General features: G+C 64.8%; 15 protein-coding genes. 10 read left to right on the forward strand and 5 right to left on the reverse strand.

The window, feature by feature from the left end:
- The first annotated feature begins 196 nt into the window (after window positions 1-196).
- From EN804_RS27785 to EN804_RS27805, 5 genes are all read left to right on the forward strand, one after another.
- The gene (locus tag EN804_RS27785; protein ID WP_135921798.1) at window positions 197-2,161 is read left to right on the forward strand and encodes a hypothetical protein; all 1,965 of its coding nucleotides are present in this window, start codon (window positions 197-199) and stop codon (window positions 2,159-2,161) included.
- Window positions 2,162-2,171: 10 nt separating this feature from the next.
- Complete coding sequence (locus EN804_RS27790; protein WP_135921799.1) at window positions 2,172-6,032, forward strand: hypothetical protein; 3,861 nt, start codon at window positions 2,172-2,174, stop codon at window positions 6,030-6,032.
- A 220-nt stretch (window positions 6,033-6,252) separates the two neighbouring features.
- On the forward strand, window positions 6,253-6,930 hold the full coding sequence (rpe, locus tag EN804_RS27795; RefSeq protein WP_027040962.1) for a ribulose-phosphate 3-epimerase: 678 nt from the start codon (window positions 6,253-6,255) through the stop codon (window positions 6,928-6,930).
- Between the two features lie 390 nt (window positions 6,931-7,320).
- On the forward strand, window positions 7,321-8,067 hold the full coding sequence (locus EN804_RS27800; RefSeq protein WP_135921812.1) for a GntR family transcriptional regulator: 747 nt from the start codon (window positions 7,321-7,323) through the stop codon (window positions 8,065-8,067).
- Window positions 8,068-8,245: 178 nt separating this feature from the next.
- Window positions 8,246-9,772, forward strand: coding sequence for a malonyl-CoA synthase (locus tag EN804_RS27805; protein WP_135921800.1), 1,527 nt, complete (start codon window positions 8,246-8,248; stop codon window positions 9,770-9,772).
- Between the two features lie 31 nt (window positions 9,773-9,803).
- Here the strand turns inward: EN804_RS27805 and EN804_RS27810 are convergent, their stop codons facing one another.
- From EN804_RS27810 to EN804_RS27830, 5 genes are read right to left on the reverse strand one after another with little or no spacing between them, the layout of a single operon-like run.
- Entirely contained in the window at window positions 9,804-10,916 is a 1,113-nt protein-coding gene (locus tag EN804_RS27810; RefSeq protein WP_135921801.1) for an NAD(P)/FAD-dependent oxidoreductase, read from the reverse strand.
- Window positions 10,917-10,926: 10 nt separating this feature from the next.
- On the reverse strand, window positions 10,927-12,099 hold the full coding sequence (gene nagA / locus EN804_RS27815; RefSeq protein WP_135921802.1) for an N-acetylglucosamine-6-phosphate deacetylase: 1,173 nt from the start codon (window positions 12,097-12,099) through the stop codon (window positions 10,927-10,929).
- On the reverse strand, window positions 12,096-13,130 hold the full coding sequence (locus tag EN804_RS27820; RefSeq protein WP_135921803.1) for an SIS domain-containing protein: 1,035 nt from the start codon (window positions 13,128-13,130) through the stop codon (window positions 12,096-12,098). Before EN804_RS27820 ends, nagA begins: the two co-directional genes overlap by 4 nt.
- Window positions 13,127-13,909: a GntR family transcriptional regulator gene (locus tag EN804_RS27825; protein ID WP_127275351.1), complete on the reverse strand. Its 783-nt coding sequence runs from the start codon at window positions 13,907-13,909 to the stop codon at window positions 13,127-13,129. Before EN804_RS27825 ends, EN804_RS27820 begins: the two co-directional genes overlap by 4 nt.
- A complete protein-coding gene (locus EN804_RS27830) occupies window positions 13,906-14,784 on the reverse strand; it encodes an N-acetylglucosamine kinase (RefSeq protein WP_135921804.1) in 879 nt (292 codons plus the stop codon). The genes EN804_RS27825 and EN804_RS27830 overlap by 4 nt, the downstream gene beginning before the upstream one ends.
- 199 nt (window positions 14,785-14,983) lie before the next feature.
- Between EN804_RS27830 and EN804_RS27835 the strand changes: the two genes are divergently transcribed.
- The 5 genes from EN804_RS27835 (at window position 14,984) to EN804_RS27855 (ending at window position 20,295) form a co-directional block, all read left to right on the forward strand.
- Window positions 14,984-15,943: an N-acetylmuramic acid 6-phosphate etherase gene (locus EN804_RS27835; protein WP_135921805.1), complete on the forward strand. Its 960-nt coding sequence runs from the start codon at window positions 14,984-14,986 to the stop codon at window positions 15,941-15,943.
- 2 nt (window positions 15,944-15,945) lie between these two features.
- Window positions 15,946-17,205: an ABC transporter substrate-binding protein gene (locus tag EN804_RS27840; protein WP_135921806.1), complete on the forward strand. Its 1,260-nt coding sequence runs from the start codon at window positions 15,946-15,948 to the stop codon at window positions 17,203-17,205.
- 252 nt (window positions 17,206-17,457) lie between these two features.
- Entirely contained in the window at window positions 17,458-18,387 is a 930-nt protein-coding gene (locus EN804_RS27845) for a sugar ABC transporter permease (protein ID WP_135921807.1), read from the forward strand.
- 10 nt (window positions 18,388-18,397) lie between these two features.
- On the forward strand, window positions 18,398-19,237 hold the full coding sequence (locus EN804_RS27850) for a carbohydrate ABC transporter permease (protein WP_127871135.1): 840 nt from the start codon (window positions 18,398-18,400) through the stop codon (window positions 19,235-19,237).
- Window positions 19,234-20,295: a Gfo/Idh/MocA family oxidoreductase gene (locus EN804_RS27855; RefSeq protein WP_127871136.1), complete on the forward strand. Its 1,062-nt coding sequence runs from the start codon at window positions 19,234-19,236 to the stop codon at window positions 20,293-20,295. The genes EN804_RS27850 and EN804_RS27855 overlap by 4 nt, the downstream gene beginning before the upstream one ends.
- Window positions 20,296-20,297: the final 2 nt, after the last annotated feature.

A 20,297-nucleotide genomic window follows, 5' to 3' on the forward strand; every position in this document is an offset into this window, starting at 1 on the left:
CGACCACCGCCTTCGGGACGGGGTCGATGCGCTGGGCTTTCCGCTGATTCCGTTGACCCTGCGCAGGAGCAGGCGTATCGTCACTATGAGGAAAGCAGACAATTCAATCAGGGAAGAACGAGCCGGACCGCCGCGACTTGCCCTGATTTGTGCGGCAAGTCCGGACGTCTCTCCCCTGGACTACGGGGGTAGTGTCATGTCTCGCATCCGCGGCTCGTTCGTGCCTTCTTCAGAGTTAGACGGCCGCTTGCGCGGTGCCTTGCAGGCCACAGGCTTGCTGGCTCTCGCGCTTGCCTCCAGCCTGTGGCTGGGCGGCGCGGCCAGGGCGCAGGAAACCCAGATCATTTATCCCGGCTCGATGGCGGTCACCGGCTTTCCCGGCACCATCATCCCCAATTTCGACGAGGGACTGCCGCCCGGCGTCGATCCGGTCGACGAGACCTTCATAGACACCTCGCGCGCCACCTTGCGCGTGTTCGACGTTTCGCATCTGGGCGGTCCGGCCTCCGGCCAGCTCGTCTTCACGCCGCCGCCTTTCGAGGTGACGGCAGGCCAGATCGGTGAGGTGTTCGGCCTCACCTACGATGACGGCGTGCGCGACGGTGTGCCGTCCGGCATTCCCAACCTCTATGCCGCCGCCACCTCGCTGCATGGCGTCGAGATCGTCACGCCGGACGCCGACAAGGACGGCAGGCCGGAGCGGCAGCGCCGCGGCACGGCGGGCGCCACCTTCATGAATGGCCAGTTCGGCACCGAAAACGGCGGCGGACCGGGCACCATCTGGAAGATCGACGGCATTACCGGCCAGGTCGCCAAATTCGCCGACATCGACACCAACAGCGGCCCCGGCATCGGCAATCTCACCTTCGATCCCGTCCACCGCCAGTTCTTCGCCTCCAATCTCGACACCGGCCTGATCCATCGCATCGACGCCAACGGCAGACTGATCGACACTTTCGACCATGGTGTCGCCGGCCGCCCGGCGCATGGGCTGGCCCCGGTCGCCGACGATGGCGCTATAATGGACATACAGGGCGCGGCCTTCGACACCGAAGACCCCGACAGCTGGGGCTACACCCAGGATGAGCGCCGCGTCTGGGCCGTCTCCTATCATGGCGGCCGGCTCTATTATTCGGTTGGCGAAAAGTCGGAAATCTGGTCGGTGGGCATCGCCCGCGACGGCACCTTCGCCGGCGATCCGCGCTGGGAACTGACGGTCAAGGCCGACAAGGACTACGCCGTCACCGACATCGCCTTCGACAACAGCGGCTTCATGTACCTCGCCCAGCGTGGCCCGGTCGAAAACCGCTACGACTACAGCCGCTTCGCCGATTCCGGCAAGGGCGAGGTGATCCGCTACTTCAGAGAGAATCCCGACGATCCCTCGACGGAATCGGTCTGGGTGGAAGCGCCGCAGGAATATGCTGTCGGCTTCCCGCAGGGGAACCGGCAGTCGGCCGGCGGTCTCGACCTGCAATATGGCTACGATGCCGACGGCAATCTCGACACCTCGGTCTGCACCCAGACCTTGGTCAACACCGGCGACAAATTGCGCGACAACCCCGAGCTTGCCGAAAAACTCGCGGCTGGCGGGCCGCTTGCGGTCCATGGCGTGCAGATCACGCCCAAGGACCTGGTCAAGCCGGCCAACGTGCCGCCCTTCGGCTCCTGGTTCGTCGATTTCGACGGCTATTTCGAGGATCCCGAAGTGGAAGGCCATGTCGGCGACGTCGCCGTCTGGCATCCCTGCGAGGGCCGTGCCGGCTATTACGAGGAAATACCGGGCGGCTATGAGCCTCCCTTCTACCCGCCGGACTTCCCACCGCCCGGCAATCTGCCTCCGTGTCTCGATGTCGAGGACGTGCAATTCTACTGCACGCCGCGCGGCCTCGAGGCCGATCTCTATCTCCATGACCATGCCGGCTTCGGCGGCGATTCGATCAAGGTCCAGTCCAGGACGCCAGGCGTCGGGGTGACATCACCCATGTCGCATGCGCCAGGCAAGCCGTACACGATCGACATCACCGGCCACTATCCGGGCGACAGAGTGGATGTCGGGCTGTGCTTCTACAGGAAGTCCGACAAGGACAAGGGTGGCTACTACCCTTGCTGCAAGATGACCTTGCCGCTCCGCACCCCAGCCGTCAGCTGCGAACGTTGAGGAGGCAAAGATGACCATTCTTGCCCCATCCCCGCTCGCGACCAAAACGCAAAAAACCGTCATGGAGACGATCATGAAACCCCTGTCATATGCCAGGCGCGGTGCGCGCTGGCTGATGGCGGCCGGTATCGCGGTCGCCCTTGCGCCCGCATTGCCGGCATCCGCCGCCCAGACCGTCCAGGCAGTCACCAGCCTGGATGTGCAGCCGCTGCAGCTCGACAATCCGCGCATCATCAACCCGGAACCCGGACGTGTCGTGCCGTTCTTCACCAAGACCGGTGGCCAGCGCAGCTGCGACTATGTCTTCTACACCTTGACCTTCGGGCTGCGCGGCAATCCGCAAGGTTTTGCCAATCCGGGCCTCGAGGCGGCGCTGAAGAAAGCCAAGCTCGACTTCAAGGACCAGCTTCCGCACGGTCTTTCGATCGTCAACGTGACGGTCTCCGGCGACGGCACCGATGCATCGGGCGGGGCCTTGCCGAGTGCTGTCATCAGCAATTCGGCCGGCCCCAACGACACCGCAACGGTTTCCGATTTCCGGATTTCCGCCAGCGATCTCGATGGCTCGGGCGCACCGAACGAACGCGTCATCACTTTCCGCATTACGGCCAAGATCGACCACGCCGCGTTTCCGGCGCCGGTCAATGTCGACAACCAGGGCCTTATCAAGGTTACCTCGGGCCCCGGCACGGGTACCTTCATCCCGTCGCAGGATCCGGGCAAGCCGGATGACGGCAACATCGCGACCGGCGAAAAGACCTCGATCCGGATCGACCTCACCAAATGCGACAGGCAACCTCCGCCTCCAACCGACCACGAATGCTTCAAGGTCGAGCGCGGCACGGTCGACTGCGTGCCCGGCGGCGGCGCCTTCATCTATCACATGCCTGTCGGCCCGGAGATGGGCGGCAAGTGGGTGCAGGTTTCGACGACCTCACCAGGCATCGCCATCATCCCCGACACCCAGAAGGTGCCGGTGGGCGGCGGGGTGCTCGACTGGAAGATCGTCGGCGCTTCACCCGGTGACGTCATCCATCTCATCGTCACCGGCATCGAGACCTATGCCGGACCAAAGGAAGGTTGGGGCCTGTGCTGCACGCAAACCATCGACATCATCATCCCGCGCGACCAGAGGTGCCCGCCCAAGGACAAGGAACCGGACCTCAAGGTTGAAAAGCATGCAGATGTCACACGTTGCACGATGGGTGGCGGCTGCGTCTTCACCATCCGGGTTACCAATGTCGGCACCGCGCCCTACAACGGCAAGATCGTGCTCGACGAGGTGACGCTGCCGGCCGGCTCGACGCTCGATTCAGGGCCCAATCCGCCCTGGGTCTGCGCGCCGGGTACCACCCCGATGACGTGCACCTATCCGGTGACCACGCTCAATCCGGGGGCCTTTGTCGACCTCAAGCTCGGCTTCAAGCCGGCCGGAGGCTGGCAAGGCAGCGTGCTGCGCAACTGCGCCACCTACAATTACGGCGCCAGCGGCAAGCCGCTGTTCGGCAGCCAGGCCAATGACCGTGGCTGTGCCTCGATCCCGATCTGCCGCCGCGGCGACCGCAACCCGGAGTGCCAGCCGCCGGTCGACAAGAAGGTCGACCTGATCCTCAAGAAGCGTGCCCGCACCGAAGTCTGCACCGCCGATGGCGTCTGCACCTTCATCATCGACATCATCAACAACGGCGCATCGACCTATAACGGGCCGCTGATGGTGATCGACAACTACCCAAGCGGCGCGCCGACATCCTCGACCTTCGGGCCGAGCCCACCCTGGACATGCGGCCCGAACGGCCCCGGCCAGTTCCGCTGCGACAATGCCGGCATATCGCTGCCGGCGGGCGCCTCGACGCCGATCTTCGTCAAGGCGGTCGTGCCGGCCGGCTACCGGTCCGACACGGTCGAGAACTGCGCCGAGGTCAAGGCCATCCCCGGTGAGGTCGACCTCACCAACAACAAGGCCTGCGCCAAGGAACGCATCCGCCATCCCAACGGCGGCCAGCCGACCTTGCGCATCACCAAGGTGTGCAGCGGCTCGCTCGCCGGTGCGGCCGCGGTTTCCTGCCGCATCACCGTCAGCAGCGTCGGCACCGCTGCCCCCACCGGTCCGGTGCGGGTCAACGATGCCACCACGCTGGTGTCGGGCGGAGCGCCCGTGCAGATCCAGACCGTCACCCCCGACGGCACGGAATGGGCGTGCGGGCCGGTTCCGGCCAACGCGTTGTCGTGCCAGATACCAGGCGCCGTCATGACGCCCGGAACCTCCAGGCACTTCGACGTGACGGTCTCGGCCAATGGCGAGTTCGAGAACTGCGCGCGCGGCTCCTACGGGCCGGCGCAGGGCGACGATGTCGTCTATCCGATCGGCCAGGCCTGCGCCAAGGGCGGCGGTCCTTCGACGATCCGTGTCGAAAAGACCGGCGACCGCGAATGCCGCGTCGGCAAGCCCTGCTCGTTCGACATCACCATCACAAATGACGGGACGAGCCCCTTCTCGGGTCCGGTCCGCATCGGCGATGCGATCGGCGTGGAAGGGCTTGGCCGGCTGGAAGGTGTTGCGATCACCTCGATCGACCCGCCTTTCGGCTGCTCGCCGGAGCCGACGACCTTGCCGGCCTCCTGCATCGCCAACCTGACGCTCGGCGCCGGCGAAAGCCAGTCGCACCGTGTGACGGTGGTCATCCCCGACGATGGGCGTCTTGCCAACCTGCAGGGCAACGTCAATGGCCAGAACTGCGTTGGCGTGCTCTCTCCCGACACACGTGTGCAGGGCGGCGGCGATGTGCTGTCCAAGGATGCGACCAACGTCCAGGGCGATCGCGGCAAGGCCTATGCGTGCCATCCCTTCATCATCACGCATGAGGTGAAGAACGAGTGCTCGCCGGGCTTTGTCATGAACGACGCCGGCCGCTGTGTCTGCCCGGAAGGCACCACCTTCCGCAACGGCCAGTGCACGGGCGGCGGCACCAACGTTCTTCCGTTGCCACCGCCACCGCGCTGCGTGCTGCTCGAAGGCCAGATCCGCACCGAGGACGGACGCTGCGTCTGTCCGCGCGGCACGAAGCTGGAGAACGGAAAATGCGTCAGGACCGACAGGCCCGAGCAGTGCACCATCCGTGGTCAGGTCCACGACGCCGACGGCTACTGCGTCTGCCCGCGCGGCACCGAGCTGCGGGACGGCGCCTGCCGTCAGATCCGGCCAAAACCGCAGCAGTGCCGCATCCCTGGCCAGTTCCGCAATGCCGATGGCGACTGTGTCTGCCCGCAAGGCACCGAGGTGCGCAACGGCGCCTGCCGCCCGGTCCGGCCGAAGCCCGAGCAGTGCACCATCCGTGGCCAGGTCCACAATGCGGACGGGGACTGCGTCTGCCCGCAAGGCACCGAGGTGCGCGACGGAGCCTGCCGCCCGGTCCGGCCGCAGCCTGACCAGTGCACCATCCGTGGCCAGGTCCACGACGCCAACGGCAATTGCGTCTGCCCGAGGGGGACCGAGGTGCAGGGCAACGCATGTCGTCGACCAGGTCCAGTGCTCCAGCAGTGCGACATACGCGGCCAAGTCCACAACAAGCGCGGCGAATGCGTCTGTCCGCGTGGGACCGAGGTGATCGACGGCGCATGCCGCAAGCCCAGGCAAGAGAGCGAATGCGCGCCGGGCTCGCAGATGGTCAACGGCCAGTGCCAGCCGATCTTCAGGCGACACTGTCCGGAAGGTACGATCGGGCGGTATCCGAACTGCCGGCCGATACGCGGGCAGCCGTCGCTGGAGCTCGATCCGGGCCAACTGCTGCAATTGCTGCCGCAGCGCAGGCAGCAGATCGACCAGCAACAGGATCCGGTTCCAAACAGGGTCCTGAAACTCCAGCAGCAATAGCCATCTGCGCGACGCCAAACGAGAACCCGCCGGAGCAATCCGGCGGGTTTTTCTTCACGACCCGCGCGGGCGGCGATTGGCGGCCCAGGACCAACGCGCGCCGCCACGTTACCCCTGCCTGTGGAACCGCCGTACTTGCGCCCTCGACAAGTCGCCAGGAGCGCTTTAGGCAGTCGGTTCGGAGCGCCCGTATGAAAAGGGCGCCCGGAAAGGCCGCGAGATGAGCAAAAAAACCTTGATCGCACCGTCGGTGCTGGCATCGGATTTCTCGAAGCTCGGCGACGAGGTCGAGGCGGTGGCGGCGGCAGGTGCCGACTGGATCCATCTCGACGTGATGGACGGACATTTCGTGCCCAACATCACCTTCGGCCCGCCTGTCATCAAGGCGATCCGCAACCGCACCAAGGCCTTTTTCGACTGCCACCTGATGATCGCGCCCGCCGATCCCTACCTCGCCGCCTTCGCCGAGGCCGGCTGCGACGGCATGACGGTGCATGCCGAGGCCGGGCCGCATCTCGACCGCTCGCTGCAGACCATCAGGAACCTCGGCAAGAAGGCCGGCGTCTCGCTCAATCCGGCGACGCCCGAAACAATGATCGAATATGTGCTCGACCGGCTCGATCTGATCCTGATCATGACCGTCAATCCGGGCTTCGGCGGCCAGGCCTTCATCCCGGGGATCGTCGACAAGGTGAGAAGGGTCAAGGCACTGATCGGCGACCGACCGATCCGCATCGAGATCGACGGCGGGGTCTCGCCGGAAACAGCCCCGTTGGTCACATCGGCCGGCGCCGACGTGCTGGTGGCGGGAGCTGCCATCTTCAAGGGCGGCAGCGTCGAGGCTTACCGCGCCAATATCGAAGCGATCAGGACCGCGGCCGACAAGGCTGCCGGCTAACACAGCGCGGTCATCCGGTTTCAATTCCAACACGCCGGCTTTGTGCGATCACCACCCTTCAGCGTAGGCACGCCCGAATCAGGCCGCCCGGGAGGCCTGATTCGGCGCGTTGTTCCTTGTCTTTGCGCGCGACAGAAAAGATGCTCGCACGGGCACAGGAGAAACAGATGTTTCTGCGTGCATACAAAACACGTTAAGTTTCCGCTGGTTGTAGAGATATTCGAATTCCCGCGATCGGCGTGCGGATTGGGTATATTTCTTTGTTCTAAAGTACAATAGCGCGATCTTCTGCTTGAGCGGCTGGAGCGTGGCGCTGTATGGTACTGGTACAGAAGGGGAATTTTCGGACTCGAATTGCCCAAGACGACAGTTGGGGACAAGGAGTCGCTTTTGACATACGGAGTTGCCAATCTGAACGACGACGGGCCCGGAGCCAAGAGTACGCTTGCCAGCACGGTCTATCATCAATTGCGTGATGATCTTCTCGCCGGCGCCCTGGAAACCGAAAGCAAGCTGCGCGTCGAGTGGGTCGTTTCCAAGTATGGCGCCGGCGCCTCTCCGGTTCGTGAAGCCCTCAATCGCCTTGCCTCCGAAGGTCTCCTCGGCCGCCATGACCAGCGCGGCTTCTTCATCATGCCGGTCACTGCGGCCGAACTCGAGGAGCTGACTCGCACCCGTTGCTGGCTCGAGGAGCGGGCGCTGCGCGAATCCATTGCCCACCGCACCGCCGAATGGGAAGAACAATTGGTGCTGGCGCTGCATCGCCTGGGGCGTGCCTCACGTCTTTTGCCGCAAAGCAGCTCGTCGCTCAATCCGGACTGGGAGAAATTGCACCGCACCTTCCACCGGGTGCTGATCTCGGCCTGCCGGTCGCACTGGCTGGTGGGCTTCTGCGACCAGCTTTCCGATCACGCCTACCGCTATCGCCAGATGGCCAATGACGGCGAGAGCGTCCAGCGCGACGATTTCGCCGAACACCGGCTCATTGCTGAAAATGCGCTGGACGGAAATGCGGACGGCGCCGTCCAGGCCCTGATCGATCACTACCAGCTGACCGCCGCCATGTGCATGGAACGCTTCAAGCAAGGCGAGACGCCAAAGGCCGCCGCCCGTCCGGGTCAGCGCGCCCAGCGTTGACGGCTGTCTGACCGTCGCGCTCCGCTGTCCCATCTCTCGAATCTTTTCGGTAGACGCCGGGCAGCCGTTTGCGGCCTTGACGGCCGGGCCGGGAAACGCGAACGCTTCGCCGCGTGCCGACCCGCGGCCGGCGTCGACATTGCCGTCACCCACAATTGCGTCACCCCAGAAAGATTTCATGAGCAATCATCTGTTCGATGCATTCCGGTCCCGGATGCCCTCGCCTGGGCATCCGTTGATGGAAACCGATGATGGCCGCACGCTCACCTATGGCGACATGCTGGCGCGATCGGCGCAGCTCGCGCATGCGCTGCTGCAAATGGATGTCGCGCCCGGCGACCGGGTTGCCGTGCAGGTCGAGAAGAGCCCGGAGATGGTTTTGCTCTATCTCGCCTGCGCGCGCGCTGGCGCCGTCTTCCTGCCACTCAACACCGCCTATACGCTGGCCGAGCTCGGCTATTTCTTCGACGATGCGGCACCCCGGGTGATTGTCTGCGATCCGGCGCGGTCGGCGGATATCCGTGGGATGGTCGAGCCGTCCGGTGCCGTCGTGGTCACGCTCGACCGCAATGGCGAGGGATCCCTTGCGGACCAGGCATCGCGCCAGTCCTCCGATTTCCATGATGTCGAGCGCGGCGCGGACGACCTTGCGGCGATCCTCTACACGTCGGGAACGACCGGCCGCTCGAAAGGCGCCATGCTCAGCCACGAGAATCTCGCCTCGAATGCCCGGGTCCTGGTCGAGCAATGGCGCTTCACCGGGGATGACGTGCTGATCCACGCGCTGCCGATCTTCCATACGCACGGCCTGTTCGTCGCCACCAATGTCGTCCTGATGGCCGGCGCCGCGATGCTGTTCGAGCAGAAATTCGACGCCGGCCGCGTCGTCTCGCTGCTGCCGCGCGCCACCGCCCTGATGGGCGTGCCGACCTTCTATACCAGGCTGTTGCAGCAGGAGGGGCTGGATCGCGAGGCTGCGAAGACCATCCGCCTGTTCGTATCCGGTTCTGCGCCGTTGCTGGCCGAAACGCACAAGGCATGGCGCGAGCGTACCGGCCACGCCATCCTCGAGCGCTACGGCATGACCGAGACCAACATGAACACCTCCAATCCCTATGAGGGCGAGCGGCGCGCCGGCACGGTCGGCTTCCCCTTGCCCGGCGTGTCGCTGCGCATCGCCGATCCCGACACCGGCAAGCCGCTTGCCCAGGGCGAGGTCGGCATGATCGAGGTCAAGGGGCCGAACGTGTTCGGCGGCTACTGGCGCATGCCGGAAAAGACCAGGGCGGAATTTCGCGCCGACGGCTTCTTCATCACTGGCGATCTCGGCACGATCGATGCCGACGGCTATGTCCATATTGTCGGTCGCGGCAAGGACCTGATCATCTCAGGCGGTTACAACGTCTATCCGAAGGAGCTCGAAAGCGAGATAGACGCGCTCGACGGCGTCCTGGAAAGCGCCGTCATCGGCCTTGCCCATCCGGACTTCGGCGAAGGCGTCACCGCTGTCATCGTGCGCTCGCCCGCTTCGCGTATCACCGCGGCCGAAATCCTCGACGCCATCGCCGGCCGCATGGCGAAGTACAAGCACCCGAAACGGGTGATCTTCGTCGACGAACTGCCGCGCAACACGATGGGCAAGGTACAGAAGAACTTGCTTCGCGACAGCTACAAGGATCTCTATGCCTCCGCCGAGGCCGGCTAGGCAGAAACCCCGCCCCGGCGAGGACGCCGGTTCAGCTTGTGTACAAGAGTTCGACGACATGGTCGGCGATCGCCAGGCTCGCCGTCAGGCCGGGGCTCTCGATGCCGAACAGATTGACGATCCGGCCCGCGCCATGATCGGCTGGACCCTGGATCATGAAATCGGCTGAAGCCTGGCCCGGGCCGGACAGCTTCGGCCTGATGCCAGCATAGGCCGGCTGCAGGGCATGATCGGCAAGGTCGGGCCAATAGCTGCGGATCGCCTCGTAGAAGACAGCGCTTCGGCCGGGGTCGACCGTGTAATCCACGCTGTCGGTCCATTCGACGTCGGGACCAAAGCGCGCATTGCCGGCAAGGTCGAGCGTCAGATGGACGCCGAGACCGCCCTCGACCGGGACCGGATAGATCAGCCGCGAAAAGGGCGACTGCCCGGGAAGCGCGAAATAATTGCCGCGCGCCAGCCACTGCCGGGGGATGAGGTCCCTTGGAAAACCCTCGATCCGGCCGGCCACCGCCTGCGCATCGAGGCCCGTCGCATTGACGAAAGCGTCTGCTTCCAGAGCGAAGGTCTCGCCATTGGCATCGCGCGTGTCGATCCGGATCCGGCCGGCTTCGGTCGTCGCGCCGGCAACGCAAGTGAGGAAAGCCAGGGATGCGCCTGATGCCTCGGCGTCGCCGCGCAGCGACAGCATCAGCGCATGGCTGTCTATGATGCCGGTCGACGGCGACAGCAACGCGGAGGCGCAGCTCAGCGCCGGTTCCAGGCGCTCGGCCGCGCCGCGCGTCAAAAACTCGAGATCGTCGACCCCGCAGCGCTTCGCATTGGCTTCGATCGCCCGCAGCCCGTCCGCCTGGCCTGGCTCGCTGGCGACGATCAGCTTGCCGGCGCGGCGATGGCCGATATTGTGTTCGGCGCAGTAGGCGTAGAGAAGCCGGCGGCCTTCGACGCAGAGCCGGGCCTTCAGGCTGCCGGGCGCATAATAGAGCCCGGCATGGATCACTTCCGAATTGCGTGAACTGGTGACGGTGCCGATCGCGTCGGCCTTTTCGATCACCACCACTTCGCGGCCCGACAAGGCAAGCGCCCTGGCAATGGCAAGCCCGACGACGCCTGCTCCGGCGACGACACAATCGATTGTCTGCATGCCCTCTCGCTCAGCGCGAAGCGGCAGCCTCGAACACCTTGTCGCCGCCGATCCAGACGCTTCCTATGCCAAGATCGTCCGACAGCGCAACGATGTCCGCCGCCGTGCCATTGGCAAAGCGGCCAAGCCGGTGCGACTGGCCGATCGCCTGCGCCGGATAGAGCGAAGCCATGCGCAAGGCTTCGGATAGCTCGAGTCCGACGGTGCGGTGCATGAACCGGATAGCCGAGATCATGTCGAGGTCGGCGCCGGCCAGCGTGCCGTCGGCAAGCCGCAGGCTCCCATCCTTGCGGTAGATGGTGCGGCCATTGAGGGTGAACGACGTCATGTCGGTGCCGATCGTCGCCATCGCGTCGGTGACCAGCACGATCCTGCCCGGCCCCTGCTTGGCATCGAGAGCGATCCTGATCGTCGCCGGATGGACATGAATGCCGTCGGCGATCAGGCCGGCGGACAAGGTGCCGATGTCGATGGCGGCCCCCGCCAGCCCGGGCTCGCGATTGCCGATCTGGCTCATCGCGTTGAACAGATGGGTGACGACACTGGCGCCGGCCTCGGCGAAGGCTTTTGCCGTGGCGTGGCCCGTGTCCGAATGGCCGAGGCTGACGACGATCCCGGCCTTCGCCAATGCCGTGACGCGGGCCGGGTCGACCGATTCCGGCGCGATCGTGGTGAGCAGCACCGGCAGCTTCCGGCGCGCCGCCATCAGCATGGCCTGGTCGGCGTCCGTCATCGGCCGGATCAGCGCCGGATCATGCGCGCCCTTGCGGGCGATCGAGAGATGCGGCCCTTCCAGATGCAGGCCTAGAAAGCCCGGCACCTTTTGCAGCGCTGCGGCTTCGCCGGCGGCGATGGCTGCAGCGGTGATCGCGGGCGTGTCGGTGATCAGCGTCGGCAGCAGTGCCGTCGTGCCGAACGGCGCATGCGCGCGGCAGATGGTTTCGATCGAGGCGACATCGGGATGGTCGTTGAGCATCACCCCGCCGCCGCCATTGACCTGGATATCGACGAAGCCCGGCACCAGCATGCCGCCGCCGGTGTCGATGGCGCGGATATCCCCGGGAAGTGCGCCTTGCGGCAGCATGGCCTCGACAAGGCCGTCGCGCACGACAAGGGCGGCACCTTCATGCCAGTCGTCGCCGTCGAAAATGCGGGCGCCGGTCAGGGCAAAACGGTCGCTCATACGGTCTCCGTCACCTTGCGAAGGTTGCGGGGCGCGTCCGGGTCGAGGCCGCGATGGCGGGCAAAGGCCTCGACGAACATGTAGAAGGAGACGATCAGCGTCAGCGGATCGGTCAGCGGATGACCGGTGGCGACATGCGGCAGGCGCGTGGCGCGATTGGCGAGTGCCGAGGTGACGAACACCGGCGCGCCCTTGGCCGCCAGGCTGTCGGCGGCTTCGGCGACGGAGGGCTCGGACGCGTCGCGCGCGGCCAGCGCCAGCACCGGAAAGTCGGGGCCGATCAGCGCCAGCGGGCCATGCATGACTTCGGCCGCGCTATAGGCCTCGGCATGCATGCCGCAGGTCTCCTTGAACTTCAGCGCTGCCTCGTTGGCCATCGCCGCCGACGGGCCGCGGCCGAGAATGAACAACGACTTCTGCTTCTCGATCGTTTCGGAGAGCACGCTCATCCAGTCGCAGGCGATCGCCTTGCCGAAATGCTCGGGCAGGCGGGCAAGTGCCGCGAGGAGCGCTTCGTCGCCGGTCGAATGCGCCATCAAGGCAAGACCGGCAACGGCGGAGTTGATGAAGGTCTTGGTAGCCGCGACGCTGCGCTCGGGGCCGGCGAGGATGTCGATCGCATAGTCCGAGGCGCGCGCGAGCGGCGAATCGGCGGTGTTGGTGACGGCGATGGTCAGCGCGCCGCCGGCCCGTGCGGTTTCGGCCATGGCGACGATGTCGGGGCTCTTGCCCGACTGCGAGATCGCGAGACACGCCGAGCCGTCAAGCCGCAACTTGCGGCCATAGATCGAGGCGATGGAGGGGCCGACCGAGGCGACGGCAAGGCCCGCGGTCAGTTCGACGGCATATTTCATGAAGGTGGCGGCATGGTCGGACGAGCCACGCGCCACGGTGACGACGAAATGCGGGTCGCGTTCCCTGATGCCGCGCCCGGCTTCGGCCAGCACCGCGCCCGAGCCGTCGAGCAGGCGGGCGACGGCTTGCGGGATTTCCTCGATCTCGCGCTGCATATGGGTGGTGTTGGAGATCATGGTCGGCCCTCTTCGCTCGGCCCTGTCAGCCGCAGTTCGGCGACGAAATCATAGGCATCGCCCCGGTAGATGGAGCGAGTGAATTCGATCACCTTGCCGCTCGCCAGATAGGAAATACGCTCGATGTGCAGGCCGGCAATACCCGGCGGCACTTCGAGCAGGCGCGCATCGCCCTCGCCGAGATTGGCGGCGGAGATACGCTGCACGGCGCGCACCGGCCGGTTGCCGGTCAGTTCCAGTGCCGCGTAGAGCGAGGAACCGATGCCGGCCGGATCGGGCAGCACGCTGGCCGACAGCGAGGCGCGTTCGATCGCCAGCGGCGTGTCGTTGGCGATGCGCAGGCGCGCGACGCGCGCCACCAGCTCGTTCGACGACAGGCCGAGCACCATCATCTCGTCGGGCGAGGGCGCGTAGAGCCCCCGATCAAGCCAGGCGGAGCGCACCGCCATGCCGCGCCGCGCCATGTCCTCGGTGAAGGAGGTGAGCCGCGACAGCGACTGCTCGACACGTTCCATGCGCGGCGCCACGAAAGTGCCGGAGCCATGGCGCTGCACCAATATGCCGCCCTTGACCAGGTCCTGCACCGCCTTGCGCACGGTGACGCGCGAAATGTCGGCCTTGGTGGCGATGTCGCGCTCGGACGGCAGCGCGTCGCCCGGGCCGATCAGGCCGCGATTGACGGCGTCCTCGATGCTCTTCCTGAGCTGCAGGTAAAGTGGCGCACCGCTTTGCGAGGATTGTTTGAGCGCGGCGAAGATCTGGTCGGCGGCATCGCTCATCGTGCGGCCTCCGTCCTGGCGAACAGACGCGCCGCCATCTGAACGGCACCGCCTAGCGCATCGTCAAGCGGTTCCTTCAGCAGGGCGCGGTAGCGCGCCGACAGGCGCGGCGCATAGAGCGGCGCCAGCCCGCCGAGCAGGCAAAGCGGCGCGCCGGCCGCGAGGTCGAGCGCGCCGAGCGATGCCTCGACATCGGCGACCGCCTTGTCGAGGATCCAGTTGGCGACGATGTCGCCATTTTTCGCGTGCTCGAACACTTTCGGCGCGAAGCCGCCGAAATCGCCTGGTTTGGCGTTGGTGGTGAACTCGACCACGTCCTCGGGGTTGTTGCGAAAAACGGCCATCATGCTGTCGGTCAGCGGCGATGCCTGGCGCACGCCATCATGCGCGAGCAATGTCTGTTCAAGCAGGTCGCGGCCGATGCGGGCGCCGCTGCCCTGGTCGCCGACCTGGAACCCCCAGCCACCGATGGCGCGCGATTTGCCATTCTTGCGTGCCATATAGGCAGTGCCGGTGCCCAGGATCGCCATCGCGCCGTCACCAGAACCGACCGCGCCTTCGAGCGCGATCTCGGCATCGGTCTCGACGCGGCTGGTGCTGAACGGCAGGATCGCTTCGAGCTGCTGCCGGTAGGTTCCGACATTGGCGCCGGCAAGGCCGAGAATGGCGGGTGTTTGCGGGATCAGGTCCGGATCCTGACCGGCGGTGATGAAGGCCTGCCGCGCCGCATCGACGATGTTCGAGCGGGCGCCGGTGAGGTCGGTGCGGATGTTGGCGGCGCCGCTTTTGGCGCGGCCGATGACGGCGCCGTCGACTGTTGCCAGGGCGGCCCTGCAGCTGGTGCCGCCGCCATCGATACCGAGCACGAATTTCACGCGATTTCTCCTCCGGGCGGATAATACCAATAAAATACCAATAGCCAAGAGTTAATTTCCGTTTCAAAAAGATTAAGCCGTATTTTATTGAAAAACTTGCGTAATTCGTCGGCTCAGCGATTCCCTGTCCGCGAATTCGTTAATGCGTGTGGACAAGTGGTATTTTTTTGGTATTGTTTTGTGGATTGGAGGAACTGGGATGGCCGAAATGCGCACCGAAGCGCTGCATGGGAATGCCGAGGGGCTGGATATCCAGGCGCCCGAAGCGATCCTCGGCTCGCTGGCCGATGCGCAGGTCGAGGCCGCGAAAGCGGTCCGCAACGCCATTCCTTCCATCGCCAGGGCAGCCGAGATCATTGCCGGCTGCCTGAGCAGCGGCGGCAAGCTTGCCTACGCCGCGGCCGGCAGCTCCGGCCTGATGGCGCTGGCCGACGCGCTGGAACTGCCGGGCACGTTCGGCATCCAGCGCGACCGCATTGCCATCCTGATCGCCGGCGGCGACGAAGCTTTCAAGACACTGGCCGGCGGGCCCGAGGATGATACGGAGGAGGCCTCGACCGCTGTCGCCAATGCCGGCATCGGCGCGGGCGATTGCCTGATCGCGCTTTCCGCCAGCGGCACGACCCCCTACGCGGTGCGCGCCATCGAGGACGCGCGGCGCCGGGGTGCCGCCACAATCGGCATTGCCAACAACAGGGGTTCGGCTCTGCTCAGGCAGGCCGACACCGCCATCTTGCTCGAAACGCCGCCGGAAGTCATTGCCGGCTCGACCCGCATGGGCGCCGGCACGGCGCAGAAGATCGCTCTCAACATGCTGTCGACGCTGACCGCCATTCATCTTGGTCATGTTCATGACGGCTACATGGTCAACCTCATGGCCGACAACATGAAGCTGCGCGACCGGGCGGCGCGCATCGTCGCCGCCGTCAGCGGCCGCGGCCAGGAAGAGGCCGCCAGCCTGCTCGAAAAGAGCGGCGGCGCGGTCAAGACAGCCATTCTGCTTGCCGCCGGCGCCGACAGCGCCGACGCGGCCGAGAAACTGTTGGAAGGGACCGGCCAGAAGCTGCGGCCGGCGCTTTCAGCAATCGAGGGGAGCAAGGGGCGCAACGCCTCTGTTCTCATCAAAACGGAACCTGAAAAAGGTCAACAGGGAGACTGAGCATGACAACGAAACTACTGACGGCACTGCTTCTGGGCACAAGCATTCTCGGCTCCGCCGGGTTGGCTCATGCCGATGACGTAACGCTCAACATCGAAAGCTGGCGCGGCGACGATCTCGCCATCTGGAAGGACAAGCTTATCCCGGCCTTCGAAGCCAAGAACCCCGGCATCAAGGTGGTGTTCGCGCCATCGGCTCCGACGGAATATGACGCCGCGCTCGGCGCCAAGCTCGCCGCCGGTTCGGCGGGCGACCTGATCACCTGCCGCCCGTTCGACAAGTCGCTCGAACTGTTCAAGAAGGGCAACCTTGCCGATCTCTCGGCACTGCCCGGCATGGAGAACTTCTCGCCGGTGGCCAAGTCCGCCTGGCAGACCGATGACGGCAAGGCGAGCTTCTGCGTGCCGATGGCCTCGGTCATCCACGGCTTCATCTACAACAAGGACGCCTTTGACAAGCTCGGCATCAAGGTGCCGCAGACCCGCGACGAATTCTTCGCCGCGCTCGACAAGATCAAGGCCGACGGTACCTATATCCCGATGGCGATGGGCACCAAGGATCTCTGGGAAGCCGCGACCATGGGCTACCAGAACATCGGCCCCAACTACTGGAAGGGCGAGGACGGCCGCGCGGCGCTGATCAAGGGCGATCAGAAGCTGACCGACAAGGACTGGGTCGCTCCCTATGAGGAACTGGCCAAGTGGAAGCCGTATCTCGGCGACGGCTTCGAGGCTCAGACCTATCCGGACAGCCAGAACCTGTTCACGCTCGGCCGCGCCGCCATCTACCCGGCCGGCTCGTGGGAAATCGGCCTGTTCAACACGCAGGCCCAGTTCAAGATGGGCGCCTTCCCGCCCCCGGTCGAGAAGGCCGGCGACACCTGCTACATCTCGGACCATACCGATATCGGCATGGGCCTGAACGCAGCCTCCAAGCATGCGGACGCGGCCAAGACGTTCCTGTCCTGGGTGGCTTCGCCTGATTTCGCCACCATCTACGCCAACGCGCTGCCGGGCTTCTTCAGCCTGAACTCCGCACCGGTGAAGATGGCGGACCCGCTGGCGCAGGAATTCGTCTCCTGGCGCGGCAAGTGCAAGTCGACGATCCGCTCGACCTACCAGATCCTGTCGCGCGGCACGCCGAACCTCGAAAACGAGACCTGGGTTGAATCGGCCAACGTCATCAACGGCACCGATACGCCCGAAGCCGCGGCCAAGAAGCTGCAGACCGGCCTCGACAGCTGGTATAAGCCAGCGAAATAAGAGCTCAGGCAACGGAGCCGGCTGGGCGCATGCCCGGCCGGTTCCGGATTACCTGGTTCTTTAGACAGAGCTCATTCAGATTGCGATTGTCGGCACCGCCTCGCGGCCTTACCCTTGCTGCTATGGGGAAGGCTGGCTGATCAGTCGCAGGCCTTTGTTCTTGCCGCACAGGGCAAGGATGTCTGGGCCATGCATCGAGGCATCATCTAGCATCACATCGTCTGGAACCGAGAGACGGCGGGGACCGAACTCATGGCCGCACAAACACGACCGAAAAGACCATTCCGCTGGCATATCGCCGTCTTCCTGGCGCCGGCGGTGCTCGTCTACACGGCGATCATGATCCTGCCGCTGGCCGGCACGCTGCAGCTCTCGCTGTTCCGCAACGTCGACCAGTCCCAGATCTTCGTTGGACTGGACAATTTCCGCACCCTGTTCGGCGACCCCAACTGGTCGGTCAATTTCTGGAATGCGCTGAGGAACAATGTCTGGTTCTTCATCATCCACATGCTGGTGCAGAACCCGGTCGGCGTGCTTCTGGCCGCACTCCTGTCCAGCCCAAAACTCCGGTTCTCGGCCTTCTACCGCACCGCGATCTTCGTGCCGACCATTCTGTCTTTCGTCATCGTCGGCTTCGCCTGGAAGCTGATCTTGTCGCCGCTGTGGGGCGTGGCTCCGCATCTGCTCGACTTCGTCGGCCTGAAAAGCCTGTTCACGCCCTGGCTCGGCAAGGAGGAATACGCGCTGACCGCGCTCAGCCTGGTCTCGGTGTGGCAGTTCATCGGCATCCCGATGATGCTGATCTATGCCGCCCTGCTGTCGATCCCCGAAGAGGTGATCGAGGCGGCCGAATGCGATGGCATCACCGGCCTCTCGCAGTTCTGGAAGATCAAGCTGCCGCTGATCCTGCCGTCGATCGGCATCATCTCGATCCTCACCTTCGTCGGCAATTTCAACGCCTTCGACCTGATCTACACGGCGCAAGGCGCGCTCGCCGGGCCGAACTATTCGACCGATATTCTCGGCACCTTCCTCTACCGCGCCTTCTTCGGCTTCCAGCTGCAGGTCGGCGATCCCAACATGGGCGCGACCATCGCCACGATCATGTTCCTGATCATCCTCGGCGGTGTCTGCGTCTACCTCTTCCTCATCCAGACGCGCCTGCGTCGCTACCAGTTCTGAGGGGCAAGAGATGAGCATCGCCACCCGTTCACTCCCCCGCACCATCGGCGCCCACGCGATCCTCTTGACCTACACGGTGATCGCGCTTTTCCCGGTGGTTCTGGTCATCATGAATTCGTTCAAGTCGCGCGCCGGCATCTTCGGCGCGCCGCTGACGCCGCCGACGCCGAAAACCTTCGATATGATCGGCTACACCACGGTGATCGGCCAGGGCGATTTCATCCATTATTTCCAGAACAGTCTCGTCGTCACCGTCGGCTCGCTGTTCTTCGTGCTGCTGTTCGGCGCCATGGCGGCGTTCGCGCTGTCGGAATACCGCTTTCGCGGCAACACGCTGATGGGGCTTTACCTGGCGCTCGGCATCATGATCCCGATCCGGCTCGCCACTGTCGCCATCCTGCAGCTGATGGTGGCGAGCGGGCTGGTCAACACGCTGACGGCGCTGATCCTGGTCTACACCGCGCAGGGCCTGCCGCTGGCCGTCTTCATCCTGTCCGAATTCATGAAGCAGGTGTCCGACGATCTGAAGAATGCCGGCCGCATCGACGGCCTGTCGGAGTACACCATCTTCTTCCGCCTGGTGGTGCCGCTGGTGCGGCCGTCCATGGCGACCGTCGCCGTCTTCACCATGATCCCGATCTGGAACGACCTCTGGTTCCCACTGATCCTGGCGCCGTCCGAAGAGACCAAGACGGTGACGCTCGGCGCCCAGCTTTTCCTCGGCCAGTTCGTCACCAACTGGAACGCCATCCTGGCGGCACTCTCGCTGGCGATCCTGCCGGTGCTGATCCTCTACGTCATTTTCTCGCGGCAGCTGATCCGCGGCATTACTTCCGGAGCCGTCAAGTGAGTTCAGAAAGACCCCTTCGTGTCGTCGTCGCCGGGCTCGGCAATATGGGGCGCAGTCACGCGCTGGCCTATCACACCAATCCAGGCTTTGAGATCGCCGCCCTGATCAACCGTTCCGACGTGCCGTTGCCGGAGGGGCTGTCCGGCTATGGCATCAGACGCTCGTTCGACGACGCGTTGCGCGAGGAAAAACCGGATGTCGCCTGCATCGCCACCTATTCCGACAGCCATGCCGACTATGCGGTGAAGGCGTTCGAGGCCGGCTGCCATGTCTTCGTCGAGAAGCCGCTGGCAACGACGGTGGCCGACGCCAAGCGCGTCGTTGCCGCCGCCAAGGCCAACGGCAAAAAACTGGTGATCGGCTATATCCTGCGCCATCACCCGTCCTGGATCAGGCTGATCGCCGAGGCGCGCAAGCTCGGCGGCCCCTACGTGTTCCGCATGAACCTCAACCAGCAATCCTCAGGGCCGACCTGGGAGACGCACAAGCAGTTGATGCAGACGACCTCGCCGATCGTCGATTGCGGCGTGCACTATCTCGACGTCATGCTGCAGATCACCGACGCCAAGCCGGTCGAGGTGCGCGGCATGGGCGTGCGGCTGACCGACGAGGTCGCGCCCTCCATGTACAATTACGGCCATCTGCAGGTGCTGTTCGATGACGGTTCGGTCGGCTGGTACGAGGCCGGCTGGGGTCCGATGATTTCCGAGACGGCCTTCTTTGTGAAGGATGTCATGTCGCCCAAGGGCTGCGTGTCGATCGTCATGAAGGAGGGCGTGAAGTCCGACGACATCGACACCCACACCAAAACCTCGACCATCCGCCTGCACAGTGCGGCGACCGGCACGGACGGCAAGTTCCTAAAGCCGGACGAGATGCTGTCGATGGAAGGCGAACCCGGCCATCAGGACTTGTGTGATCTCGAACAGGCTTTTGTCCTCAAGGCAATTCGCGAGGACCTGGACCTGACCCGCCACATGGACGATGCGGTGCGGTCGCTCGCCGTCTGCCTTGCGGCCGACGAGAGCGTTCGCAGCGGCGCAGCCGTCAAACTCTAACG

The sequence above is a fragment of the Mesorhizobium sp. M8A.F.Ca.ET.161.01.1.1 genome (assembly GCF_004792105.1).
In the GTDB taxonomy this organism is placed as follows: domain Bacteria; phylum Pseudomonadota; class Alphaproteobacteria; order Rhizobiales; family Rhizobiaceae; genus Mesorhizobium.

Coding starts and splice junctions, on each gene's coding strand:
- EN804_RS27805 (WP_135921800.1), top strand. CDS start 8,246: ATGAGCAATCATCTGTTCGATGCATTCCGGTCCCGGATGCCCTCGCCT.
- EN804_RS27785 (WP_135921798.1), top strand. CDS start 197: ATGTCTCGCATCCGCGGCTCGTTCGTGCCTTCTTCAGAGTTAGACGGC.
- nagA (WP_135921802.1), bottom strand. CDS start 12,099: ATGAGCGACCGTTTTGCCCTGACCGGCGCCCGCATTTTCGACGGCGAC.
- EN804_RS27810 (WP_135921801.1), bottom strand. CDS start 10,916: ATGCAGACAATCGATTGTGTCGTCGCCGGAGCAGGCGTCGTCGGGCTT.
- EN804_RS27820 (WP_135921803.1), bottom strand. CDS start 13,130: ATGATCTCCAACACCACCCATATGCAGCGCGAGATCGAGGAAATCCCG.
- EN804_RS27835 (WP_135921805.1), top strand. CDS start 14,984: ATGGCCGAAATGCGCACCGAAGCGCTGCATGGGAATGCCGAGGGGCTG.
- EN804_RS27845 (WP_135921807.1), top strand. CDS start 17,458: ATGGCCGCACAAACACGACCGAAAAGACCATTCCGCTGGCATATCGCC.
- EN804_RS27825 (WP_127275351.1), bottom strand. CDS start 13,909: ATGAGCGATGCCGCCGACCAGATCTTCGCCGCGCTCAAACAATCCTCG.
- EN804_RS27790 (WP_135921799.1), top strand. CDS start 2,172: ATGACCATTCTTGCCCCATCCCCGCTCGCGACCAAAACGCAAAAAACC.
- EN804_RS27850 (WP_127871135.1), top strand. CDS start 18,398: ATGAGCATCGCCACCCGTTCACTCCCCCGCACCATCGGCGCCCACGCG.
- EN804_RS27840 (WP_135921806.1), top strand. CDS start 15,946: ATGACAACGAAACTACTGACGGCACTGCTTCTGGGCACAAGCATTCTC.
- rpe (WP_027040962.1), top strand. CDS start 6,253: ATGAGCAAAAAAACCTTGATCGCACCGTCGGTGCTGGCATCGGATTTC.